19 protein-coding genes and 1 riboswitch are annotated in these 19186 nt (G+C 73.8%); of the genes, 8 read left to right on the top strand and 11 right to left on the bottom strand.

The features are described from left to right. The first annotated feature begins 76 nt into the window (after window positions 1-76). Window positions 77-709, top strand: coding sequence for a sulfite oxidase-like oxidoreductase (locus ACZ6KO_RS09565; RefSeq protein ID WP_469302303.1), 633 nt, complete (start codon window positions 77-79; stop codon window positions 707-709). Window positions 710-722: 13 nt separating this feature from the next. On the opposite strand, the gene ACZ6KO_RS09560 is transcribed toward ACZ6KO_RS09565, so the two are convergent. The 6 genes from ACZ6KO_RS09560 to thiO form a co-directional block, all read right to left on the bottom strand. After that, window positions 723-1250, bottom strand: a complete 528-nt coding sequence (locus ACZ6KO_RS09560; RefSeq protein WP_469302301.1) for a DUF4396 domain-containing protein — start codon at window positions 1248-1250, stop codon at window positions 723-725. Window positions 1251-1361: 111 nt separating this feature from the next. Beyond that, on the bottom strand, window positions 1362-2222 hold the full coding sequence (locus tag ACZ6KO_RS09555; RefSeq protein ID WP_469302299.1) for a deoxyribonuclease IV: 861 nt from the start codon (window positions 2220-2222) through the stop codon (window positions 1362-1364). 14 nt (window positions 2223-2236) lie between these two features. Beyond that, window positions 2237-4177 carry a Stk1 family PASTA domain-containing Ser/Thr kinase gene (gene pknB / locus ACZ6KO_RS09550; protein WP_469302297.1) on the bottom strand — a complete coding sequence of 647 codons (1941 nt, stop codon included), beginning with the start codon at window positions 4175-4177 and terminating at the stop codon, window positions 2237-2239. 538 nt (window positions 4178-4715) lie between these two features. After that, complete coding sequence (locus ACZ6KO_RS09545; RefSeq protein WP_469302293.1) at window positions 4716-5510, bottom strand: thiazole synthase; 795 nt, start codon at window positions 5508-5510, stop codon at window positions 4716-4718. Between the two features lie 6 nt (window positions 5511-5516). After that, a complete protein-coding gene (gene thiS, locus ACZ6KO_RS09540; protein WP_150210271.1) occupies window positions 5517-5717 on the bottom strand; it encodes a sulfur carrier protein ThiS in 201 nt (66 codons plus the stop codon). Continuing rightward, window positions 5714-6931 (bottom strand): glycine oxidase ThiO, encoded by a 1218-nt coding sequence (gene thiO, locus ACZ6KO_RS09535; RefSeq protein ID WP_469302289.1) that lies wholly within the window; start codon window positions 6929-6931, stop codon window positions 5714-5716. Before thiO ends, thiS begins: the two co-directional genes overlap by 4 nt. Continuing rightward, window positions 6929-7041, bottom strand: a riboswitch (TPP riboswitch). (Overlaps the previous gene by 3 nt.) A 103-nt stretch (window positions 7042-7144) precedes the next feature. Between thiO and ACZ6KO_RS09530 the strand changes: the two genes are divergently transcribed. The 5 genes from ACZ6KO_RS09530 (at window position 7145) to ACZ6KO_RS09510 (ending at window position 11605) form a co-directional block, all read left to right on the top strand. Then, entirely contained in the window at window positions 7145-8416 is a 1272-nt protein-coding gene (locus ACZ6KO_RS09530; protein ID WP_469302287.1) for an NAD(P)/FAD-dependent oxidoreductase, read from the top strand. Between the two features lie 162 nt (window positions 8417-8578). Continuing rightward, window positions 8579-8944: an Rv2175c family DNA-binding protein gene (locus tag ACZ6KO_RS09525; protein WP_469302284.1), complete on the top strand. Its 366-nt coding sequence runs from the start codon at window positions 8579-8581 to the stop codon at window positions 8942-8944. Between the two features lie 72 nt (window positions 8945-9016). Beyond that, window positions 9017-9658, top strand: coding sequence for a thiamine phosphate synthase (thiE, locus tag ACZ6KO_RS09520; RefSeq protein ID WP_469302282.1), 642 nt, complete (start codon window positions 9017-9019; stop codon window positions 9656-9658). Window positions 9659-9774: 116 nt separating this feature from the next. After that, window positions 9775-10689 (top strand): methylenetetrahydrofolate reductase [NAD(P)H], encoded by a 915-nt coding sequence (gene metF, locus ACZ6KO_RS09515; protein ID WP_469302280.1) that lies wholly within the window; start codon window positions 9775-9777, stop codon window positions 10687-10689. Between the two features lie 43 nt (window positions 10690-10732). Then, window positions 10733-11605 (top strand): hypothetical protein, encoded by an 873-nt coding sequence (locus tag ACZ6KO_RS09510; RefSeq protein ID WP_469302277.1) that lies wholly within the window; start codon window positions 10733-10735, stop codon window positions 11603-11605. A 58-nt stretch (window positions 11606-11663) separates the two neighbouring features. On the opposite strand, the gene ACZ6KO_RS09505 is transcribed toward ACZ6KO_RS09510, so the two are convergent. The 5 genes from ACZ6KO_RS09505 to ACZ6KO_RS09485 all read right to left on the bottom strand — a co-directional run bounded on the left by ACZ6KO_RS09505 (window position 11664) and on the right by ACZ6KO_RS09485 (window position 15949). Beyond that, the gene (locus tag ACZ6KO_RS09505; protein WP_469302273.1) at window positions 11664-13169 is read right to left on the bottom strand and encodes a phytoene desaturase family protein; all 1506 of its coding nucleotides are present in this window, start codon (window positions 13167-13169) and stop codon (window positions 11664-11666) included. 31 nt (window positions 13170-13200) lie between these two features. After that, window positions 13201-13821 carry a DUF4126 domain-containing protein gene (locus ACZ6KO_RS09500; RefSeq protein ID WP_469302271.1) on the bottom strand — a complete coding sequence of 207 codons (621 nt, stop codon included), beginning with the start codon at window positions 13819-13821 and terminating at the stop codon, window positions 13201-13203. A gap of 95 nt (window positions 13822-13916) precedes the next feature. Next, window positions 13917-14321 carry a DUF3040 domain-containing protein gene (locus tag ACZ6KO_RS09495; protein WP_401447801.1) on the bottom strand — a complete coding sequence of 135 codons (405 nt, stop codon included), beginning with the start codon at window positions 14319-14321 and terminating at the stop codon, window positions 13917-13919. A 315-nt stretch (window positions 14322-14636) separates the two neighbouring features. Continuing rightward, a complete protein-coding gene (locus ACZ6KO_RS09490) occupies window positions 14637-15395 on the bottom strand; it encodes a class I SAM-dependent methyltransferase (protein WP_469302268.1) in 759 nt (252 codons plus the stop codon). 80 nt (window positions 15396-15475) lie between these two features. Beyond that, window positions 15476-15949, bottom strand: a complete 474-nt coding sequence (locus ACZ6KO_RS09485) for an SAV_6107 family HEPN domain-containing protein (RefSeq protein WP_401447796.1) — start codon at window positions 15947-15949, stop codon at window positions 15476-15478. A 190-nt stretch (window positions 15950-16139) separates the two neighbouring features. Between ACZ6KO_RS09485 and ACZ6KO_RS09480 the strand changes: the two genes are divergently transcribed. Continuing rightward, entirely contained in the window at window positions 16140-17105 is a 966-nt protein-coding gene (locus ACZ6KO_RS09480) for an ATP-binding cassette domain-containing protein (RefSeq protein WP_469302265.1), read from the top strand. After that, window positions 17077-19167 (top strand): YhgE/Pip family protein, encoded by a 2091-nt coding sequence (locus ACZ6KO_RS09475; protein WP_469302264.1) that lies wholly within the window; start codon window positions 17077-17079, stop codon window positions 19165-19167. The genes ACZ6KO_RS09480 and ACZ6KO_RS09475 overlap by 29 nt, the downstream gene beginning before the upstream one ends. The last annotated feature ends 19 nt before the right edge of the window (window positions 19168-19186 follow it).

Here is a 19186-nt window from a genome sequence, read left to right as displayed (position 1 = left end):
TGCCTCCTTAGTAGGAGTTGCCCGAATCCCGGCCACCTGGTCATGACCACCCCCGCAGGTCTGTCACCATGGAGTCATGGGTCAGCCGGAAAGCCGGGAATCTCCGGGAGCAGAGCAGCTGGAGCTTCCCCCGGGGCAGCGGCTGCAGCGGGGCTGGCCGGTCACCCATTACGGGCCCGTGCCCAAATTCAAGCCGGACCGGTGGGAGTTCCGGGTGTTCGGCGCGACCGCCGACGGCGACAAGCACTGCTGGAACCACGAGGAGTTCTCGGCGCTGCCGTTCACCTCGGTCGTCGCGGACCTCCACTGCGTGACGAAGTTCAGCATGACGGGGGCCGAATGGGGCGGTGTGCTCGCGCGCACCGTGCTGGCGATGGCACCGCCGGCGCCGCAGGTCACGCACGTGATGGTGTGGGCCGAATACGGGTTCAGCTCCAACATGCGGCTGTCGGACTTCGCCTCCGACCGCACGGTCTTCGCCACCCACCAGGGCGGTGAGCCGCTCACCGCCGAGCACGGCTTCCCGCTCCGCCTGGTCGTCCCGCACCTGTACGCGTGGAAGGGCCCCAAGTGGGTGCGCGGCGTGGAGTACATGACCGCCGACCGCCGCGGCTTCTGGGAGGAGCGCGGCTACCACAACATCGGCGACCCCTGGCGCGAGCAGCGCTTCTCGTACCAGGAGGAGCCGGGGGACGGCCCGGAACTGTAGTTCGGCGGGTGTGTCAGTGGTACTGGTGCACCACGGCGTGCCCCTTGCCGCGGCCGATCATCCACTTGTTGACGGGCGTCGTGATCACGAAGGCGGCCGCGAGCGCGATCGCCAGCACGATCCAGAACATCGGGTCCGACAGGTGCGCGTCCATGGCGCCGGGCCACAGGGCGATCACGCCGTTGTCGATCAGCTCCATCACGGCGATGGAGAGGGTGTCGGCGGCCAGCGCCACCCGGACGGCGGTACGCAGGCCCACGCCCGCCGCCAGGATCCCGCGCAGGGTGAACGCGTAGCCGAAGAGGAACGCCAGGACGATGGCGAGGGCCATGGTCGCGACGTTCCCCCAGCCCAGCGCGGTGCCGATGACCAGGCCGAGCACTTCGCCGATGGCGCAGCCGGTGAGGCAGTGCAGCGTGGCGCGGGCGGCCATGCCCCAGCCGGCTCCGCCGTGGCCGACGCCGACGCCGTCGCCGTGCGTCGCGTGGTCGTGGTGGTCGTGGGTGTGGTGCTCGTGGTGGGTGTGGTGCTGGTGGTCCATGACAACCCCCTCGAAAGCCGGAGTACGCCGGAGTGCGGTCCCTGCGCAACAGCAGGAACCGTATACCCCCCTGGGGTATTCCTCAACGGGTGTCCGCGGGGCGGCGGCCGCTCACGGATCCGGCCGGAGCTCCTTCAGCAGCGCCACGTCCGCGGCGTGCCCCTCCTTGCCGCCCGGCGTCTCGATGATCAGCGGTACGCCCGCCGTCTCCGGGTGCGTGAACAGCTCCGCGAAGGCCTCGCGCCCGATGTGACCTTGGCCGATGTTCGCGTGCCGGTCCTTGTGGGCGCCCACCTCCTCCTTGGAGTCGTTGGCGTGGATCAGCTTCAGCCGCCCCGCCCCGACCGTGTCCACCAGCAGGTCCAGGGTCTCCTTGGTGCCGCCCGGCCCGGCCAGGTCGTGGCCGGCCGCGAAGATGTGGCAGGTGTCCAGGCAGATCCCGAGCCTGGGATGGGCGTCCAGCGCCTCGAAGTACGGCCCGAAGTCCCAGGTCCGCGAACACAGCGAGGAGCCCTGCCCGGCCGTCGACTCCAGCAGCAGGAACGGGTCGTCCTCGTGGGTCAGCTCCTCCAGCAGCGGCAGCATGTGCTCCCGCACCTGGGCCAGCGCCTGTGCACGCGGCCGGCCGCCGGTCGCGGAACCGGTGTGCACCACCACCCCCAGCGCCCCGATCGCGCGGGCCCGGCGCAACGAGTGCCGCAGGGACTCCACCGACCTCTCCACGGTGGCCGCCGTGTGCGAACCGAAGTTGATCAGGTACGGGGCGTGCACGTACGCTGGGATCCCGGCGGCCGCGCACTGCGCGCGGAACTGCTCGTCCTGCGCCGGGTTGCCGGCGGGGGTGGCCCAGCCGCGCGGATTGGCGACGAAGACCTGCACGGCCTCGGCCGCCATCTCCCGCGCGTACGTCAGCCCCACCTTGGCGAGCCCGCCCGCGACGGGCACGTGTCCGCCGACCGGATTGCGCTTCACTGTCCGGCCCCGCCCTAGAGTCCCTTGATCCTGATGGTGATCGTGCTGCCCTCGGGGGCGTTCTGGCCGCCCGGCACCGACTGGCTCTCCACGGTCTTGCTGAAGGAGATGAGCGGCCGGTCGACCTTCACCTTGAAGCCCGCGGCCTCCAGCGCCCGGCGCGCGTCGTCGGCCTCCTTGCCGGTGACGTCCGGCACCGGCAGCTGGCGCGGGCCCTTGGACACCGTCAGGGTCACCGTGTCGCCGGCCGCGGCCTGGGCGTTCGCACCCACGGACTGGTTGGCGACCGTACCCGCCCGCTCGGGGGAGTTGACCTGCTCGGTGGCGATCTCGACCTTCAGGCCCGCGTCCTGCAGCTGGTCCCGCGCCTGGTCCACCGGCCGGCCGACCACGCCGGGCACCTGCACCGGCCGGCCCTTGCTGACGACCATCGCGACGGCCGTGTCGGGGGCCCGGCCGACGCCGGGCTCCGGGTCGGTGGTGATCACCGCGCCCTGGGCGACGTCCTGGCTGAAGGCCTGCGTGACCAGGCCGGGCTCCAGCCCGACCTTCTTCAGCTCGGCCTTGGCCTTCTCCAACGGCATGTTCTTCACGGACGGGACGGTGACGATCTCCGGCCCGCGCGAGACGGTCAGCCCCACCGAACCGTTCCCGCGGATCCGCCGGCCGCCGGCCGGGTCGGTGGCGATCACCGCGCCGCGCTCGACGGTGCTGCTGAACTTCTTCTCGATCTTCTTCACGCCGAGTCCGGCCGCGGACAGCTCCTGGCGGGCCTGCGCCTCGCTCTTGCCGATCAGGTTCGGCACGTTGGTGAACTGCCCCGAGCTGATGTACCAGACGCCGGTGCCGAGCCCGAGGACGAGCACCAGCGCCGCGATGACCAGGTAGGCCGCGCGGGGCCGCTCCCGCACCGCGGACCGCCGCCGCCCGGGGGCGGGGGCGGGTTCGGGCAGGGGCGGCCGTTCCAGGCGCGAGGTGTGCTGCACGTCCTGCGGCTGCGGCTGCGGGAGGCGCGACGCGGTCACCGGGCGCGGGATCACGCTGGTGCGGTCCTCGGCGTCGGACCGGTCCGCGGCCAGCGCCTGCGGCGGTACGGCGTCCAGCTCGGCGTCGGTGAGGGCGGCGCGGGCCTCGCGGGCCAGGGCGAGGAGGGCCACGGCGTCGTGGGGGCGGGCGGCGGCGTCGCGGGCGGTGGCCGTGGCCACCAGGGAGTCCAGCGCGGCCGGCAGCCCGGGGACGGCGGCGGACGGGGGCGGCACGTCCTCGTGGAGGTGCTGGTACAGCACCTGGGCGGGGGAGCCGCCGGTGTGCGGCTTGGCGCCGGTGAGCATCTCGTACAGCACGACGCCGCAGGCGTACACGTCGACGCGGGTGTCGGTGACTCCGCTCTCGATCTGCTCGGGGGCCAGGTAGGAGACGGTGCCGAGGACGGCACCGGTGGTGCTGGTCACCGTGTCGACGCTGCGGACCAGCCCGAAGTCGGCGACCTTGACCCGGCCGTCGTCGCCGATCAGGACGTTCTCGGGCTTCATGTCCCGGTGCACGAAACCGGCGCGGTGGGCGGCGCCGAGGGCGGCGAGGACCGGTTCGAGGATGTCGAGGGCGGCGCGGGGCTGGAGGGCACCGCGCTCGCGGAGCACGTCGCGCAGGGTGCAGCCGGAGACGTACTCCATGGCGAGGTAGACGTACGGGCCGTCCGTGCCCTGGTCGAAGACCGCCACGACGTTGGCGTGCGCCAGCCGGGCCACGGACTTCGCCTCGCGGATGAAACGGTCGACGAAGCCGGTGTCGGCGGCCAGCGCCGGGTGCATCACCTTCAGCGCGAGCACCCGGTCGAGGCGGGTGTCCACGGCCCGGTAGACCGTGGCCATGCCGCCGGCCGCGATGCGGGCGTCGATGCGGTAGCGGCCGTCGAGCGTCTGCCCGACGAGGGGGTCATCCAGGGTCGTGTCCACCCGGCGATTCTACGAGCGGGTCCCGCGGGGCCGACCGGTGCGCCCCTGGTTGCAGCGCACCTGTGACGTCCTTCACGCCGTGGACTCGCGCCCGGACCCCCGCGCCTCAAACGCCGGCGGGGCTGGATTGGGTGCCCGGTGGCGCGGGAGCGGGCGCCCGGCGCAGCCGGCCATGCGGGGGCTCCGCCCCCACGCCCCCGCGCCTCAAACGCCGGCGGGGCTGGATTTGTGCCCGGCGGCGCTGGAGGGGTGCCCAGTGGGGCTGGAAGGTTGTCCGGCGCGGGGCTGGGATGCCGCGGAGCGGCATTTCCAGCCCGCGCGGTGGCATTTCCAGCCCGCGCGGCGTTTGAGCGCACAGGCGCGGAGCGCACGTATGGGGGTCCGGGGGCGGAGCCCCCGATCTTTGAGCCTCGCCGGCGATTGAGGCGCACCTATCCAGCCCCGCCGGCGTTTGAGGCGCGGGGGAGTGGGGGCGGAGCCCCGATCTTTGAGCCCCGTCGGCGATTGAGGCGCGGCGTCCGGGTACGGCGGCCCCGGCTCAGAACGCCGGGCGTTCCGGGTCCAGGGCGGCGCGGCCCGACATCGGGGACGACGGGTCCGCGAAGCGGCGCGGGGGGATGCGGCCCGCACGCCGCGCGAGCCGGCCCGCGGCCACCGCGTCCCGCATCGCCGCCGCCATCAGCACCGGCTCCTGCGCGCGGGTCACCGCCGACGCCAGCATCACCGCCGCGCACCCGAGCTCCATCGCGAGCGCGGCGTCGGACGCCGTACCGGCCCCCGCGTCCAGGATCACGGGAACCGACGCCCGCTCCACGATCAGCTCGAAGTTGTGCGGGTTGCGGATCCCCAGCCCCGATCCGATCGGCGACCCCAGCGGCATGATCGCCGCGCACCCCACGTCCTCCAGCTTCCGCGCGAGGACCGGGTCGTCGTTCGTGTACGGCAGCACCGTGAAGCCCTCGTCCACCAGGATCTCGGCGGCGTCCAGCAGCTCGACGCCGTCGGGCAGCAGCGTCCGCTCGTCGGCCACCACCTCCAGCTTGATCCACGAGGTGCCCAGCGCCTCCCGCGCCAGCCGCGCGGTCAGCACCGCCTCGCCGGCCGTGAAGCAGCCCGCGGTGTTCGGCAGCACCTGGATGCCGAGGCGGTCCAGGACCGACAGCACCGAGCCCTGGACCGTCGGGTCCAGCCGCCGCATCGCCACCGTCGTCAGTTCCGTGCCGGAAGCCACCAGCGCCCGTTCCAGCACGTCCAGGCTCGGCGCCCCGCCCGTACCCATGATCAGCCGGGACGAGAAGGCCCGGTCGCCGAGCCGGAGGATGTCGTCAGCCATGTGTGCTCAGCCTCCCTGGACCGCGGTGAGGATCTCGACGCGGTCGCCCTCGCCGACGGGCGTCGCGGGCCACTGGCCGCGCGGCACCACCGTTTCGTTCAGTGCCGCCGCCACCCCGGACGGGGCGGTGGTCAGCGTCGCGACGACCGCGGCCAGGGTCGTGCCGGGGGCGATCTCGCGGGGTTCGCCGTTCACGGAGATGGTCATACGAAGGTCTCCTCGCGGGCGGCGGGGGCGGGGGCGGCGAACCGCCGGGGGGAGAAGGGGCGGGCCACGTCCGGCAGTTCGCCGGTGGCCAGCACCTCGGCCATGACGTCACCGGTCAGCGGGGTCAGCAGCACCCCGTTGCGGTAGTGGCCGGTCGCCAGGTGCAGGCCGGGCAGTTCGGTCGGGCCGAGCAGCGGCGCGTTGTCGGGGGAGCCGGGGCGCAGCCCCGCCTGCGTCTCGGTGAGCGGGAGTTCGGTGATACCGGGCACCAGCTCGTGGGCGTCGCGCAGGAGTTCGTACACCCCGCCCGCCGTGACCGTGGTGTCCCAGCCCAGCTCCTCGCTGGTGGCACCGACGACCAGCTCGCCGTTCTCGCGCGGCACCAGGTAGACGTGGCTGCCGCGGACGACGGCCCGTACCGTCCGGGACAGGAACGGCGCGTACGCCGGGGGTACCGCCAGCCGCAGGACCTGGCCCTTGACCGGCCGGACCGGCGGCAGGGCCTGCGGCGGTACGCCGGCCAGCCGGCCGCTGAGGCTGCCCGCGGCCAGGACCACCTGGTCCGCGCACAGCCGCGTACCGTCGGCGAGCTCCGCGCCCGAGGCCCGGTCGGCGGTGACGGTCAGCCGCGAGGCGCTCGCCCGGTGGACGCTCACCCCGGCCCGCTCGCAGGCGGCGAGCAGGGCCGCAGCCAGTCGGCGCGGATCGACCTGGTGGTCGCCGTCGACGCGCAGGCCGCCCCGGACGCCCGGTGCCAGCATCGGCTCCAGGCGGCGGCACTCGCGGCCGGTCAGCCACTGGGAGTCCAGCCCGCAGCGCCGTTGCAGCGCGTGCAGTTCGCGCAGGTGGAGGCGGTCGTCGGCGTCGAGGGCGACGGCGAGGGTGCCGCAGGCGCGGTAGCCGACGTCCAGGCCGCCGCTGGCCTCGGCCAGTTCGGCGGTGAACTCCGGATAGCGCTCGGCGGAGGCGACGTTGAGGCCCAGCAGGGTCTCCTCGCCGTAGTGCAGCTCGGTGACGGCGGCCAGCATGCCCGCCGCGACGCGGGCGGCGCCGCCGCCGGGTGCCGGGTCGGCGAGCGCGGTGCGCAGGCCCCGCCGCGCGGCCCGCCAGGCCGTGACCAGGCCGATGATCCCGCCCCCGATGACGAGGACGTCGGCTCCGGCCGCGCGCGCCGCTCCGGCTGTCGTGTCCGTTCTGTCCGTGGATGCGTGCATGGGTGTCCAGCCCCTCCCTTCGCCGGCATGACCCGGATCAGGTTCGTACGGTCGGAGGCCGTCCAGCCTCCCTCTCAGCCCGGTGCGTCCGGGCTCCCGCGATAGGTACGGTGGCCAGCCTAACCCCGGCGCCGGAGCCCGGGTAAGGCTGCCTCCCGGTCTCGCCCCGCTCCGCTATTCCTGACGGTTCGTCAGATGATTAGGCTGGGCGGCGTGAGCGAGCAGACGTACAAGAGGCAATACGCAGAGCCGGCGCCGGCCGTCGTCATCGTCGGCGCCGGCATGGCGGGCGTGCAGACCGCGGTCGCCCTGCGGGAAGCGGGCTTCACCGGCCCCGTCACCCTGCTGGGCGCCGAGCCCCACCAGCCCTACGACCGCCCCCCGCTGTCCAAGGCGGTCCTGCTCGGCAAGGCCGAGGACTCCGCCTTCGACGTCGACTTCGAGGGCCTCGGCATCGAGCTGCGGCTCGGCGTCGAGGTCACCGGGCTGCGGGCCGCCGACCACGTCGTGGACACCCCGGCGGGCCCCGTCCCGTACGGCGTCCTGGTGCTGGCCACCGGCGCGGAGCCGCTGACGCTGCCGGGCACCGAGGGGGTCGCGGGCGTCCACCTGCTGCGGACCCTGGACGACGCCGAGCGGCTGCGTCCGGTGCTCGCGGCGGCGCCGGACGTCGTGGTCGTCGGCGCCGGCTGGATCGGCGCCGAGTTCACCACCGCCGCCCGGGAGGCCGGCTGCGCGGTGACCGTGGTCGAGGCCGCCGGCCGGGTGCTCGCCGGCGCCCTGCCGGAGGAGGTCGCCGCCCCCATGGCCGACTGGTACGAGCAGGCGGGGGCCCGGCTGGAGACCGGAGCCAGGGTCGCCGGCGTCGAGCCCGGGCGCGTGCTGCTGGCCGACGGGCGTGAGCTGCCCGCCGGGGCGGTGGTCGTCGGCATCGGGGCCCGGCCGGCCACCGGCTGGCTGGCGGGCACGGGCGTGGAACTCGGCCCGGACGGCGCGGTCACCGCCGACGCGGGCCTGCGGACCTCGCTGCCCGACGTGTACGCCGTGGGGGACTGCGCGTCGTTCCCCTCCGCCCGGTACGGAACGCGGCTGCTGGTGCACCACTGGGACAACGCGCTCCAGGGGCCGCGGACGGTCGCGGCGAACATCCTGGCCGCCGCGGCCGCACCCGCCGCACCCGCCGCACCCGCCGGGGAGCCCGCGCGGATCTACGACCCGGTGCCGTACTTCTGGTCCGAGCAGTTCGGGCGGTTCGTGCAGTACGCCGGGCACCACGGGGGCGCCGACACGCTCGTGTGGCGGGGGGACCCGGCCGGGGCGACGTGGTCGGTGTGCTGGCTGCGGGCGGGCGTCCTGGTCGCCGTCCTGGCCGTGGGCCGGCCCCGGGACCTGGCCCAGGGCCGCAAGCTGATCGAGGCGGGCACCCCCGTGGACCCGGACCGGGTCGCCGACCCGGCGGTCCCGCTGAAGTCGGCCGCCCGCTGACCGGCGTACCCGCCGCCGGCTGACCGGCGCATCCGTCCGGCCCGGCGCATCCGTCGGGGCGGGGGCGTGAAAGGGGCGCGGAGGCGTGCGGGAGGGTGGGTCCGGGACCCGCCCGGACCGTCCGACTACCGACTGTCAGTCCCAGATGGCAGGCTTGTTCCCGTGACCGAGATTGACGCAAAGATCGATGCTCTCGTCCCCGAGTGGCTCTACCTCCCCGACATCAGCGAAATGCTGGGCGTCGAAGTGACCCGAGTCCGCCAGCTGGTCAAGGAGGGCCAGCTCATCGCCGTGCGCCGCGGTGAGAACCGCGCGCTGCAGGTGCCCGCCGCCTTCATCGACGGCGACAAGGTGGTCAAGGGCCTCTCCGGCACCCTGACGCTGCTCCGGGACGACGGCTTCAGCGACGAAGAGATGCTGGAGTGGCTCTTCACTCCGGACCCGACCCTGCCCGGCACGCCCGCGCAGGCCCTGAGCGAGAATCGCGGCACGGAGGTGAAGCGCCGCGCCCAGGCGCTCGCCGTCTGACTCCGATCCTGCACGCACCAAGCGGTGTGCGGGCCCCCGCGGCCCGCACACCCGCCATCCGGGGGGTTTCCCATGTCCCAGCAGCTTTCCGACGCCCGGCTCTACCTGTGCACGGACGCCCGTAAGCGCCAGGGGGACCTTCCCGAGTTCCTCGACGCCGTCCTCGCGGGCGGCGTCGACATCGTGCAGCTGCGCGACAAGGGCATGGAGGCGGGCGAGGAGCTGGAGCACCTCGCGGTGTTCGCCGACGCCGCCCGCCGGCACGGCAGGCTGCTCGCGGTCAACGACCGGGCCGACGTCGCGCACGCCATCGGCTCCGACGTGCTCCACCTGGGCCAGGGCGACATCCCCGTCCCCGCCGCCCGCGCGATCCTGGGCGGCCAGGTGATCGTCGGACGCTCCTGCCACGCGGAGTCCGAGGTCGACGCGGCCGCCGCCGAGCCCGGCGTGGACTACTTCTGCACCGGCCCCTGCTGGCCCACCCCCACCAAGCCCGGCCGGTACGCCCCCGGCCTGGACCTCGTCCGGTACGCGGCGTCGCTGGAGCAGGAGCGGCCCTGGTTCGCGATCGGCGGCATCGACGCGTCGAACCTGGACGAGGTGCTGGACGCCGGCGCGAAGCGGATCGTCGTCGTCCGCGCGCTGACCGAGGCCGACGACCCGGGCGCGGCCGCCGCGGCCCTGTCCCGGCGGGTCCGCGAACGCCTCGGGTAGCCCCTCTACCAGCTGCCACCCGGCCGCTACCTGCGCCTTGGCGGAAAGTGTCCAAAAATCTGTCCATTCCCTGGACACCGCTTCGCTGCCTGCTGGACCCCGTCTAACCTGCCCACATGGCCCTTGGTACCGCTTCCACCCGCCCGGACCGCGCACGTACCGTGCGCGACATCCTCGCGTCCGGCAAGCCCTCGTACTCGTTCGAGTTCTACGCGCCCCGGACCGAGAAGGGCGAGCGCAGCCTCTGGGGCGCGCTGCGCCGGGTCGAGGCGGTCGGGCCGAGCTTCGTGTCGGTGACCTACGGGGCCGGCGGCTCCACCCGCGGCGGCACCGTCAAGGCCACCCAGGAGATCGCCGCCGACACCACGCTCACCCCGGTCGCGCACCTGACCGCCGTCGACCACTCGGTCGCCGAACTGCGGCACGTCCTGGGCCAGTACGCCGACGCGGGCATCCGCAACATGCTCGCCCTGCGCGGCGACCCGCCCGGCGACCCGATGGGCGAGTGGGTCGAGCACCCGGAGGGCGTCCAGTACGCCGCCGACCTCGTCCGGCTCATCAAGGAGTCCGGCGACTTCTGCGTGGGCGTCGCCGCGTTCCCCGAGATGCACCCGCGCTCCACCGACTGGAACACGGACATTCGTCACTTCGTGGACAAGTGCCGGGCCGGTGCCGACTACGCGATCACCCAGATGTTCTTTCATCCCGAGAACTATCTGAGGCTGCGCGACAGCGTGCACAAAGCGGGCTGCGAGACGCCGATCATCCCTGAAGTCATGGCTGTTGTGAACGCGCGGACCCTCGACCGGCTGCCCCAGCTGAGCAACGCCGCCTTCCCGGAGAACGTGAAAGAGCGCATCCTCGCCGTCAAGGACGACCCGGCCGCTGTACGCTCCATTGGGATCGAGTTCGCCACGGAGTTCTGTGCGCGGCTGCTGTCCGAGGGTGTCCCGGGGCTGCACTTCATCACGAACAACTCCACGGCGACCCTTGAGATCTACGAGAACCTGGGCCTGCACCAGCGGGCCTGACCGGCCGTAATACCATGGGCGGCCGTACCGAGAGGGGCCACGCATGGGTATGACGGTCCTCTACATCGCGTTCGGCATCGTCGCGCTGTGGCTGCTCGCCGAGGTTTTGCTCCAGTACAAGGCACGGCTGCGCTGGCGGCTGCTGGCCTTCGCCGGCTTCCTCGGCGTCGTCGCGGGCGTCGTGCTGCCGTCCGTGCTGGTCATCGCCGCTGGCGCGACCTGCTTCGCGATCGGCCAGACCCTGGTCACGCTGTCCTTCCGCAAGGGCTTCGTCGCCGGCTGGGCGCTGCGCCGCGACAAGGCCGGGGCCGGCGAGGCCGAGCCGGCGGGCCCCGCGAAGTCCGGCAGCAGACGCCGCCGCGGCGGCTCCGCGCGCCCGCAGGAGCCGGCGCTGGAGGTCACGGCGCTCCAGTACGACGAGGCCGGGGACGCGCCCGGGGCCGAAGCCGCCTCCGGGGCGGAGCCCGCCCCCGAGGTCTACAGCCCGCAGCCGCTGCCCGACGACACCGGTTCGTACGGCATCCAGAGCTTCACCCGGGACCAGGAGACGGACCGGACGGCGGCCTTCGCCTCGCCGTACGCCACGGGCGAGCCGGACGCGCACCAGTACGCCGCCTACTACGACCCGCAGGGCCAGGGCGGCTACGACTACGGGCAGCAGCCGACCTACGCCGCCTACTCGGACCCGTACATCGGCACCGGCGGGGTCGCCCAGCCGTACGACATGTACGCCGGCTACACCGACCACCAGCAGTACGCCATGGACACCCCGCCCGGCGGTGTCTGGGTGCCGCAGCAGCGCGACGTCGAGCAGCCCTACCCGCCGCAGGCGGGGGCGCAGCCGTACCAGGAGCAGCAGGACCCCCAGCAGTACCCCTACCAGGGCACCGGCGAGTACGAGCAGTACCGCTACTGACCGGAGCGGCGGGGGCCGCGGCACCGGCACCGACCGGAGCGGCGGGGGCCGCGGCCGGTCACTGCGAGCCGCGGAAGTCCGCGCCCTCCACGATCAGCCCGGTCACCAGCGCCCCCGTCATCCCCGCGTGCGCGAGCCCGCCACCGGGGTGGGCCCAGCCGCCCGCCAGGTAGAGCCCGGGCAGCGGGGACGTGTTCGCCGGGTACAGCAGCCGTCCCTCGGCGCCGGCGAGCGCGGGCGGCGGCACCACGCCTCCGGTGGCCCCCGTGGCCGCCTCCACGTCGGCGGGTGTGCGCACCTCGTGCCACAGCAGCCTCTCCCGGAGCTCCGGCACCGCCCGTGAGGCGGCCTCCAGGAGCCGTTCGGTGTACCGGCCGATCAGATCCCGGTCCGTGAAGTCCAGGGCGCCCTGCGGGGCGCAGACGGCGCTGACGGTGACCGCCTCGTGCGCGGCGTCGGGCCGGGTCGCCGGATCGTCCGGGCGCAGCACGGTGACCGTGGGCCGCCCGGTGTGCTCGCCGGTGAAGGAGGCGCGGGCCTCGGCCACGATGTCGGGGGAGTGCACCACCGTGCGGTGGACGGTGCCCTCCGGCCGCGGGCCGCGCAGCGCGAGCAGCAGGGTGATCCGGCTCGTCCCGCCCCGGCGCACCGGGACCGTCGTCTCCGGCCACGGCCGGCCGCCGGGCAGCAGGGGCGTCAGCAGGGGGCCCGGGTCGGCCCCGCAGACCACCGCGTCGGCGTTCACCTCGGTACCGTCGGCCAGCCGCAGCCCGGTGGCCCGCCCCGCGGTCTCCAGCACCTCGCGGACCTCCGCGCCGAAGACGAACTCCACCTTCCGTTCGCGGCAGCGCTCGTACACGGCCGTGGCCAGGGCCCGCGTCCCGCCGCGCACGGTCCAGCTGCCGAAGGTGTGCTCCATGTACGGCAGTACGACGGCCGAGGCGGGCGCGGTGGCCGGGTCCAGGCCGTACGCGTGGACGGCGGATGTCAGCAGCGCGGCCAGCGGGCCGCCGCCCAGCTCCCGTTCGGCCACCTCCGCCAGGGTCGGCGGGCGGCGGCGCAGCAGGCCGCTCTTGCGCAGCGCCGGGTAGGGGTCCCGGCCCAGCACCTCCCAGTTCGGCCACAGGGGTTCTTCGAGGAGGGGCCGGCGGGTGCGGTCCCAGGCGTCCCGGGCGCGGCCCAGTACGGCACTCCAGCGGGCCCCCGCGCCCGGGCCGAAGGCCTCGTCCAGGCTGGCGGCGACGCCACCGCGCGAGGCGTTGGGCAGGCGGACGTCGGTGCCGTCGGCCAGCAGGTGGCGGACGGCCGGGTCGGCCTGGACCAGCTCGACGCAGTCCTCCAGGGGCCGCTTGCCGGTCTTGACGAACAGATCGCGGTAGACGGCGGGCAGGTGCAGCAGCCCCGGCCCGGTGTCGAAGGCGAAGCCGTCGCGCTCGTACCGGCCGACCGCACCGCCGTACGTCGCCGACCGCTCGTACACCGTCACCCGGTGGCCCGCCACGGCCAGCCGGGCGGCCGTCGCCATCGCGCCCATCCCGGCGCCGATCACCGCAATTCCTGCCATGAGCCCGACCTTATCGGCCGTCGGGGGCTGGTCAGCCGGGTGGGGCGGGGCCGCGGACGGCCGCCGCCAGCCGTCTCTCCTCGCGGCGCTGGGCCCGGCGCCGCAGGAAGCGGCGGATCCGGGTCCAGAGGAGGACCAGCAGGGCGATGCCGAGGGCGAGCAGGACGGCCGCGATGATCGCCGCGGCCTGCGGGTTGAACATGGCGAAGGTGACGATCGCGCCGACCCCGAGGTCCTCGGCGGTGCTCATGACGATGTTGCTGACCGGCTCGGGCGAGGTGTTGATCGCCATCCGGGTGCCGGCCTTGACGCAGTGGCTGGCCAGCGCGGTGGAGCCGCCGATCGCGCCGGCGGCGAGGTCGGGGAGCGAGCCGCTCTGCCCGGCCAGCAGCGCGCCGACGACGGCGCCGGCGACCGGGCGGATGACGGTGTGGACCGCGTCCCAGGCGGAGTCCACGTACGGGATCTTGTCGGCGACCGCCTCGCAGAGGAACAGCACACCGGCCGCCACCAGGACGTCGGTGCGCTGGAGCGAGGCGGGCACCTCGTCGGTGAGCCCGGTCGCGCCGAAGACGCCGAGCAGGAGGATCACGGCGTAGGCGTTGATCCCACTGGCCCAGCCGCTGGTGAAGACCAGGGGGAGCACACTCACCCGGTCATCATCGCGCAGCCCGGGCCGGCCGGCAGGCGAAACGGGTGAGGGGACGGTCGCGGTGCGACCGTCCCCTCACCTCCGACCGTCGGGGCTCAGTGCCCCTGTTCGTCGCGGCGGCGCTGCCACCGCTCCTCGATCCGGTTCATCATCGACCGGCGCTGCCGGTTGCGGCCGCGGGCCGGGCCGCCGGTATTGCCGGAGGAGGGCTGTTCGCCGGGTTTGGGCGCCTTGCGCCATCCGGTGACGGCGAGGACCGCGCAGCCCAGCATGACGAGGAAGCCCACCACGCTGATCCAGAGCCCGCCGGGCGCGAGGACCATTCCGGTCATGAGGAGCGCGATACCCACCAGGAAGCCTGCGACCGCCTGGTAGACCCGTCGCCGGGTGTACGTACGCAGCCCGCTTCCCTCAAGCGCTGTCGCGAACTTGGGATCTTCGGCGTACAGCGCTCGCTCCATCTGCTCGAGCATTCGCTGCTCGTGCTCCGAGAGCGGCACGGGAGTCCTCCTCATCCGTCGGTCGCGGGGGGAGCGACCGGGGGTCCCCTTCAGGATAGGCAGGGAATCGCCCCCGTGAAACCCGCCCCTCTACGCCACGTTTTTCAACAGCCACGTTTTCAACAGCCACGTTTCAACAACTGGCACAGCTCAACAACTGGCACTGCGCCAAACCGTACCGTCGTGCGGGCGGTCGCTGAGGCGGTTATTCCCCAATGACCGGTCCACCATGCCGGTACGCGTCCCTCGATCATACGGGGCCCGGGCCCCGCGCGGGGGGTCTGTGGCGCACTCCATCCGCGACAGCGCCGCAGTTCAGGCGCGCTTCTCGCCCAGTACGTGCAGTTGCGTGGCCACCGCGTGGAAGGCCGGCAGCTCGGCTGCCGCCTCCTCCAGCCGGAGCAGGGCCGCAGCCGCCCCCGGCTCGGTGTCGACGAGCACCCCGGGCACGAGGTCCGCGAAGATCCGTACGCCGTGCACCGCGCCGACCTCCAGGCCGGCCCCCGAGACCAGTTCGCCGAGCTGGTCGGCGGTGAAGCGGCGCGGCACCGGGTCGCCGGCACCCCAGCGGCCCGCCGGGTCGGTGAGCGCGGTGCGCGCCTCCGTGAAGTGCCCGGCCAGGGCGCGGGCCAGGACCGCGCCGCCGATGCCGGCGCCGAGCAGGCTGAGTGTGCCGCCGGGGCGCAGCGCCGCGACGGCGTTGGCCACGCCCTCGGCCGGGTCGTCGACGTACTCCAGCACGCCGTGGCAGATCACCACGTCGTACGCCTCGCGCTCGACGACGTCCAGCAGGCCCTGGGCATCGCCCTGCACCCCGCGGACCAGATCGGCCACACCCTCCTCGGAGACCCGGCGCTCCAGCCCGAACAGCGCGTTCGGGCTGGGGTCGACCACGGTCACCCGGTGGCCGAGCCGGGCCACCGGGACGGCGAACTTGCCGGTGCCGCCACCGGTGTCCAGCACGTCCAGGACATCCCGCCCGGTCGCCTTCACCCGGCGGTCGAGGGCCTCCTTGAGGACCTCCCACACCACGGCGGTGCGGAGGGAGGCGCGGGGGCGGGAAGTGTCCGACACGGCTGATGGCTCCTCGGCGCGGAAAGGGGTGGGTCACGCGTGCTGTCGTCCCACCCTATTGCCTCCCGTGGCCGAGCCCGTCATCCCGCGTCCGGGTGATCCGGACGTGGCTGGGGGAGGGCGGGCTGGAGGGCGAGCATCCGCTCCACCAGGCGCAGGAACATCGAGGCGGCGCGCAGCAGGTCGTCCGCGTCCCGGCCGCTCGCCGCGTCGGGTATCCCGGCCTCGGCCCGGGCCCGACGGGCGGCTCCCGAGGCGAACAGCGCGCTCCATTCGGCCAGCTCCGGGGCCAGCTCCGGCAGCACCTCCCAGGCGCTGCGGATGCGCGGCCGGCGGCGCGGTGCGACCGGCTCGGGGCGGGCCCGGGCGGCCAGGACGGCCGCGGCGGTGCGCAGGGCGGCGAGGTGGGCGGTGGCATACCGCTCGTTGGGCCGGTCCAGAAGGGCGGCCTCGTCCAGGCCGCGGCGGGCCTTGGCGAGCAGGTCGAGGGCGGCCGGCGGAGCCGAGGACTTCCGCAGGACGGGGTGGACAGGGGACGGGGACGGTGTGGCCATGACGAACCTCCTGTCGTTGCGTTCTGTCGAGTTGCGCTGTCCCCATCGTGACCGACGCCACTGACAATCCGCCTGACCTGCGGTTTTTCGGTTCCTTTCGGTCAACTGGCCCCCGGGTGCGCGGAGGTGGTCACCGGGGATGCTAGTTTTTGAACTGACCAGTCAGTTCAAAAACGAAGGGGGAGGGTGCGTGGACAGCTCGGGGCGCCTCCCGGCGGCGGCCGGGGGAGGCGCGGCCGTCACGGCCGTGGACTTCGGACTCAAGGGCCCGCGGGGCTGGGCGTTCCGCGGCATCGGCTTCGACGCCGCGCCCGGTTCCCTCATCGCCGTCGAGGGTCCCTCGGGCAGCGGCCGGACCTGCCTGCTGCTCGCGCTGACGGGCCGGATGAAGGCCACCGAGGGACACGCCGAGACCGGCGGCCACCGGCTGCCCAAGAAGATGGCGGCCGTCCGGAAGATCGCCGCCCTCGGCCCGGTCCCCGGGGTCACCGACCTCGACCAGGCCCTGACCGTCGCCGAACAGCTGCGCGAGGGCGCGCTGCTCCAGCGCCGCTACGGCGGCCCGGTCCGCGCCCTGCTGCGCCGGCCGGCCGACCGCGCCGCCGCCACCCGGGCCCGGATCGAGGCGGCCCTGGCCGTCGCCGGCCTGGACCTCGACACCCTGCCCAAGGGCCCGCGCACCTCGGTCCGCGACCTGGAGCGCATGGAGTCCCTGCGGCTGTCCGTGGCCATCGCGCTGCTGGGCCGGCCGGCCCTGCTGGCCCTGGACGACACCGACCTCAAACTCTCGGACGCCGAACGCGCCGAGGCCTGGGAGCTGCTGCGGCGCATCGCCGACGGCGGCACCACCGTCCTGGCGGTCTGCAGCGAGGCCCCGGCCGGCGCGCTGGTCGTCCGGACCGCGGCCCCGGCCGCCGCGGACGGTACGGCCGACGGGCCGGTGGAGCCGGGGGGCTCCACCGTCCCGTCGGCCGCACCGGAGCAGGACGCCGCCCGACCGGCGGACGCCACGGCTACGGCCGGCCCGACCGTCGGGAAGGCCGACGACAAGGCCGACGACGACAAGGCCGACGACGACAAGACCGGGGCCGAGCCGGCCGACGACACGCACACGAAGGGGGCGGACGATGCGCTCGCCGAAGCTGGCCGCGCTTGAGCTGAAGCGGTTCGGGCGGGGGAAGCTGCCCCGGGCCGCGCTCGTGGCACTGCTCCTGCTGCCGTTGCTCTACGGAGCCCTGTACCTGTGGTCGTTCTGGGACCCGTACAGCCGTCTCGACAAGGTGCCCGTCGCGCTCGTCAACGCCGACCGGGGCGCCACCGTCGACGGCAAGCGCCTCACCGCCGGTGACGAGATCACCAAGAAGCTGCACGACAGCAAGACCTTCGACTGGAGGGAGGTCAGCGCGGCCGAGGCGGCCGAGGGGCTGGAGAACGGGACGTACTACCTGTCCCTGACCATGCCCGCCGACTTCAGCGAGAAGATCGCCTCCAGCTCCACCGACGACCCCACCACCGGCGCGCTCCAGGTCCGCACCAACGACGCGAACAACTACGTCGTCGGCTCGATCTCCCGCACCGTCTTCTCCGAGGTCCGCGCGGCCGCCTCGGTCAACGCCTCCCGCGGCTTCCTCGACAAGATCTTCGTCTCCTTCTCCGACCTGCACGACAAGACCGCCGAGGCCGCCGACGGCGCCGACAAGCTCACCGACGGCGCGGGCAAGGCCAAGGAGGGCGCGCAGGACCTCGCCGAGGGCCTGGACACCGCCAAGGAGAAGACCGGCGAGCTCACCGAGGGCCTGCGTTCCCTCAACACCGCCGCGGGCAAGCTGGAGAAGGGCTCCCGGGACGTCGCGAACGGCACCCAGCGCCTGGCCGACAAGGTGGGCGGCGTCGCCGACAAGGCCGGCCCGTTCATCAGGGACAACCCGCAGACCATCGTCAACTCCGCCCAGCTGGTCGCCGACACCGCCGTCGTCGTCCGCAACCACCTCGACACCTTCGCCAGGAACGCCCCCCGCGCCGCCACCGCGACGCGCGGAGTGGCCGACCTCGCCGCCTCCACCTACACCAAGACCTGCGTGACCCCGGCCACCCAGCCGGCGCCCGCCACCTGCCCCGAGCTGAAGAAGCTCAAGGACGCCGCGGCCGAGGCCGCCGTCCTCGCCGGTGACGTCAACACCCTGGTCAAGGGCTCCGGCGGCGACCTCGACAAGCTGCGCAAGCAGCTGACCGATCTGGAGGACAAGGCCCGCAAGCTGGTCAAGGCGGCCCCCGGTCTCGCCAGCGACCTCGACGCGGCCGTCAAGCAGGTCAACGCCCTCAACAGCGGCGCCCAGCAGGTCGCCGACGGCATGGTCAAGCTGCACACCGGCATCGGCTCCGCCACCGGCGGCTCCGCCAAGATCGACACCGGTGTCGGCAAGCTCGGCGACGGCGCGCGCAGCCTCGACGGCGGCATCTACAAGCTGGTCGACGGCAACCGTGACCTCGCCGACGGCCTGCACGAGGGCGTCGGCAAGATCCCGGACTACGACCAGCAGCAGCGCGAGGCCCGCACCGAGGTGATGGCCGACCCGATCCAGCTCGCCAATCAGTCCCTGCACAAGGCGCCCAACTACGGCACCGGCTTCGCCCCGTACTTCATCCCGCTCTCCCTCTGGGTCGGCGCGATGGTCGCGTACATGCTGATCGCCCCGCTCAACCGGCGCGCCCTCGCCTCCGGCGCCTCGCCCTGGCGGATCGCGCTCGCCGGCTGGCTGCCGGTGGCCTCCCTCGGCGTCGCCCAGGTGGCCATGCTGATGTCGGTCCTGCACTGGGGCCTCGGCCTGGAGATGGCCCACCCGGCCGCCACCATCGGCTTCCTGGCGCTGGTCACCGGCTGCTTCGCGGCGATGGTGCAGTGGCTGAACGCCAAGTTCGGCGCGGCGGGCCGGATCCTGGTCCTGGCCGTGCTGATGCTCCAGCTGACCTCGGCCGGCGGCACCTACCCCGTCCAGACCAGCCCCGGCTTCTTCAACGCCATCCACCCCTACCTGCCGATGTCCTACGTCGTGGAGAGCCTGCGCCGGCTCATCACCGGCGGCGACCTGACCGCCGTGTGGCAGGGCTGCGCCGTCCTGACCGCCTTCACCCTCGGGGCGCTGGCCCTCACCGCGCTCGCCGCCCGCGGCAAGCAGGTGTGGACCATGGACCGCCTGCACCCCGAACTGAGCCTGTAGGGACCTGTGACAATCAGCG

The organism is Streptomyces sp. NPDC042102 (genome assembly GCF_055582305.1).
The sequence above is the reverse complement of the archived record's forward strand: the minus strand, read 5'-3'. Positions and strand labels throughout refer to the sequence as shown.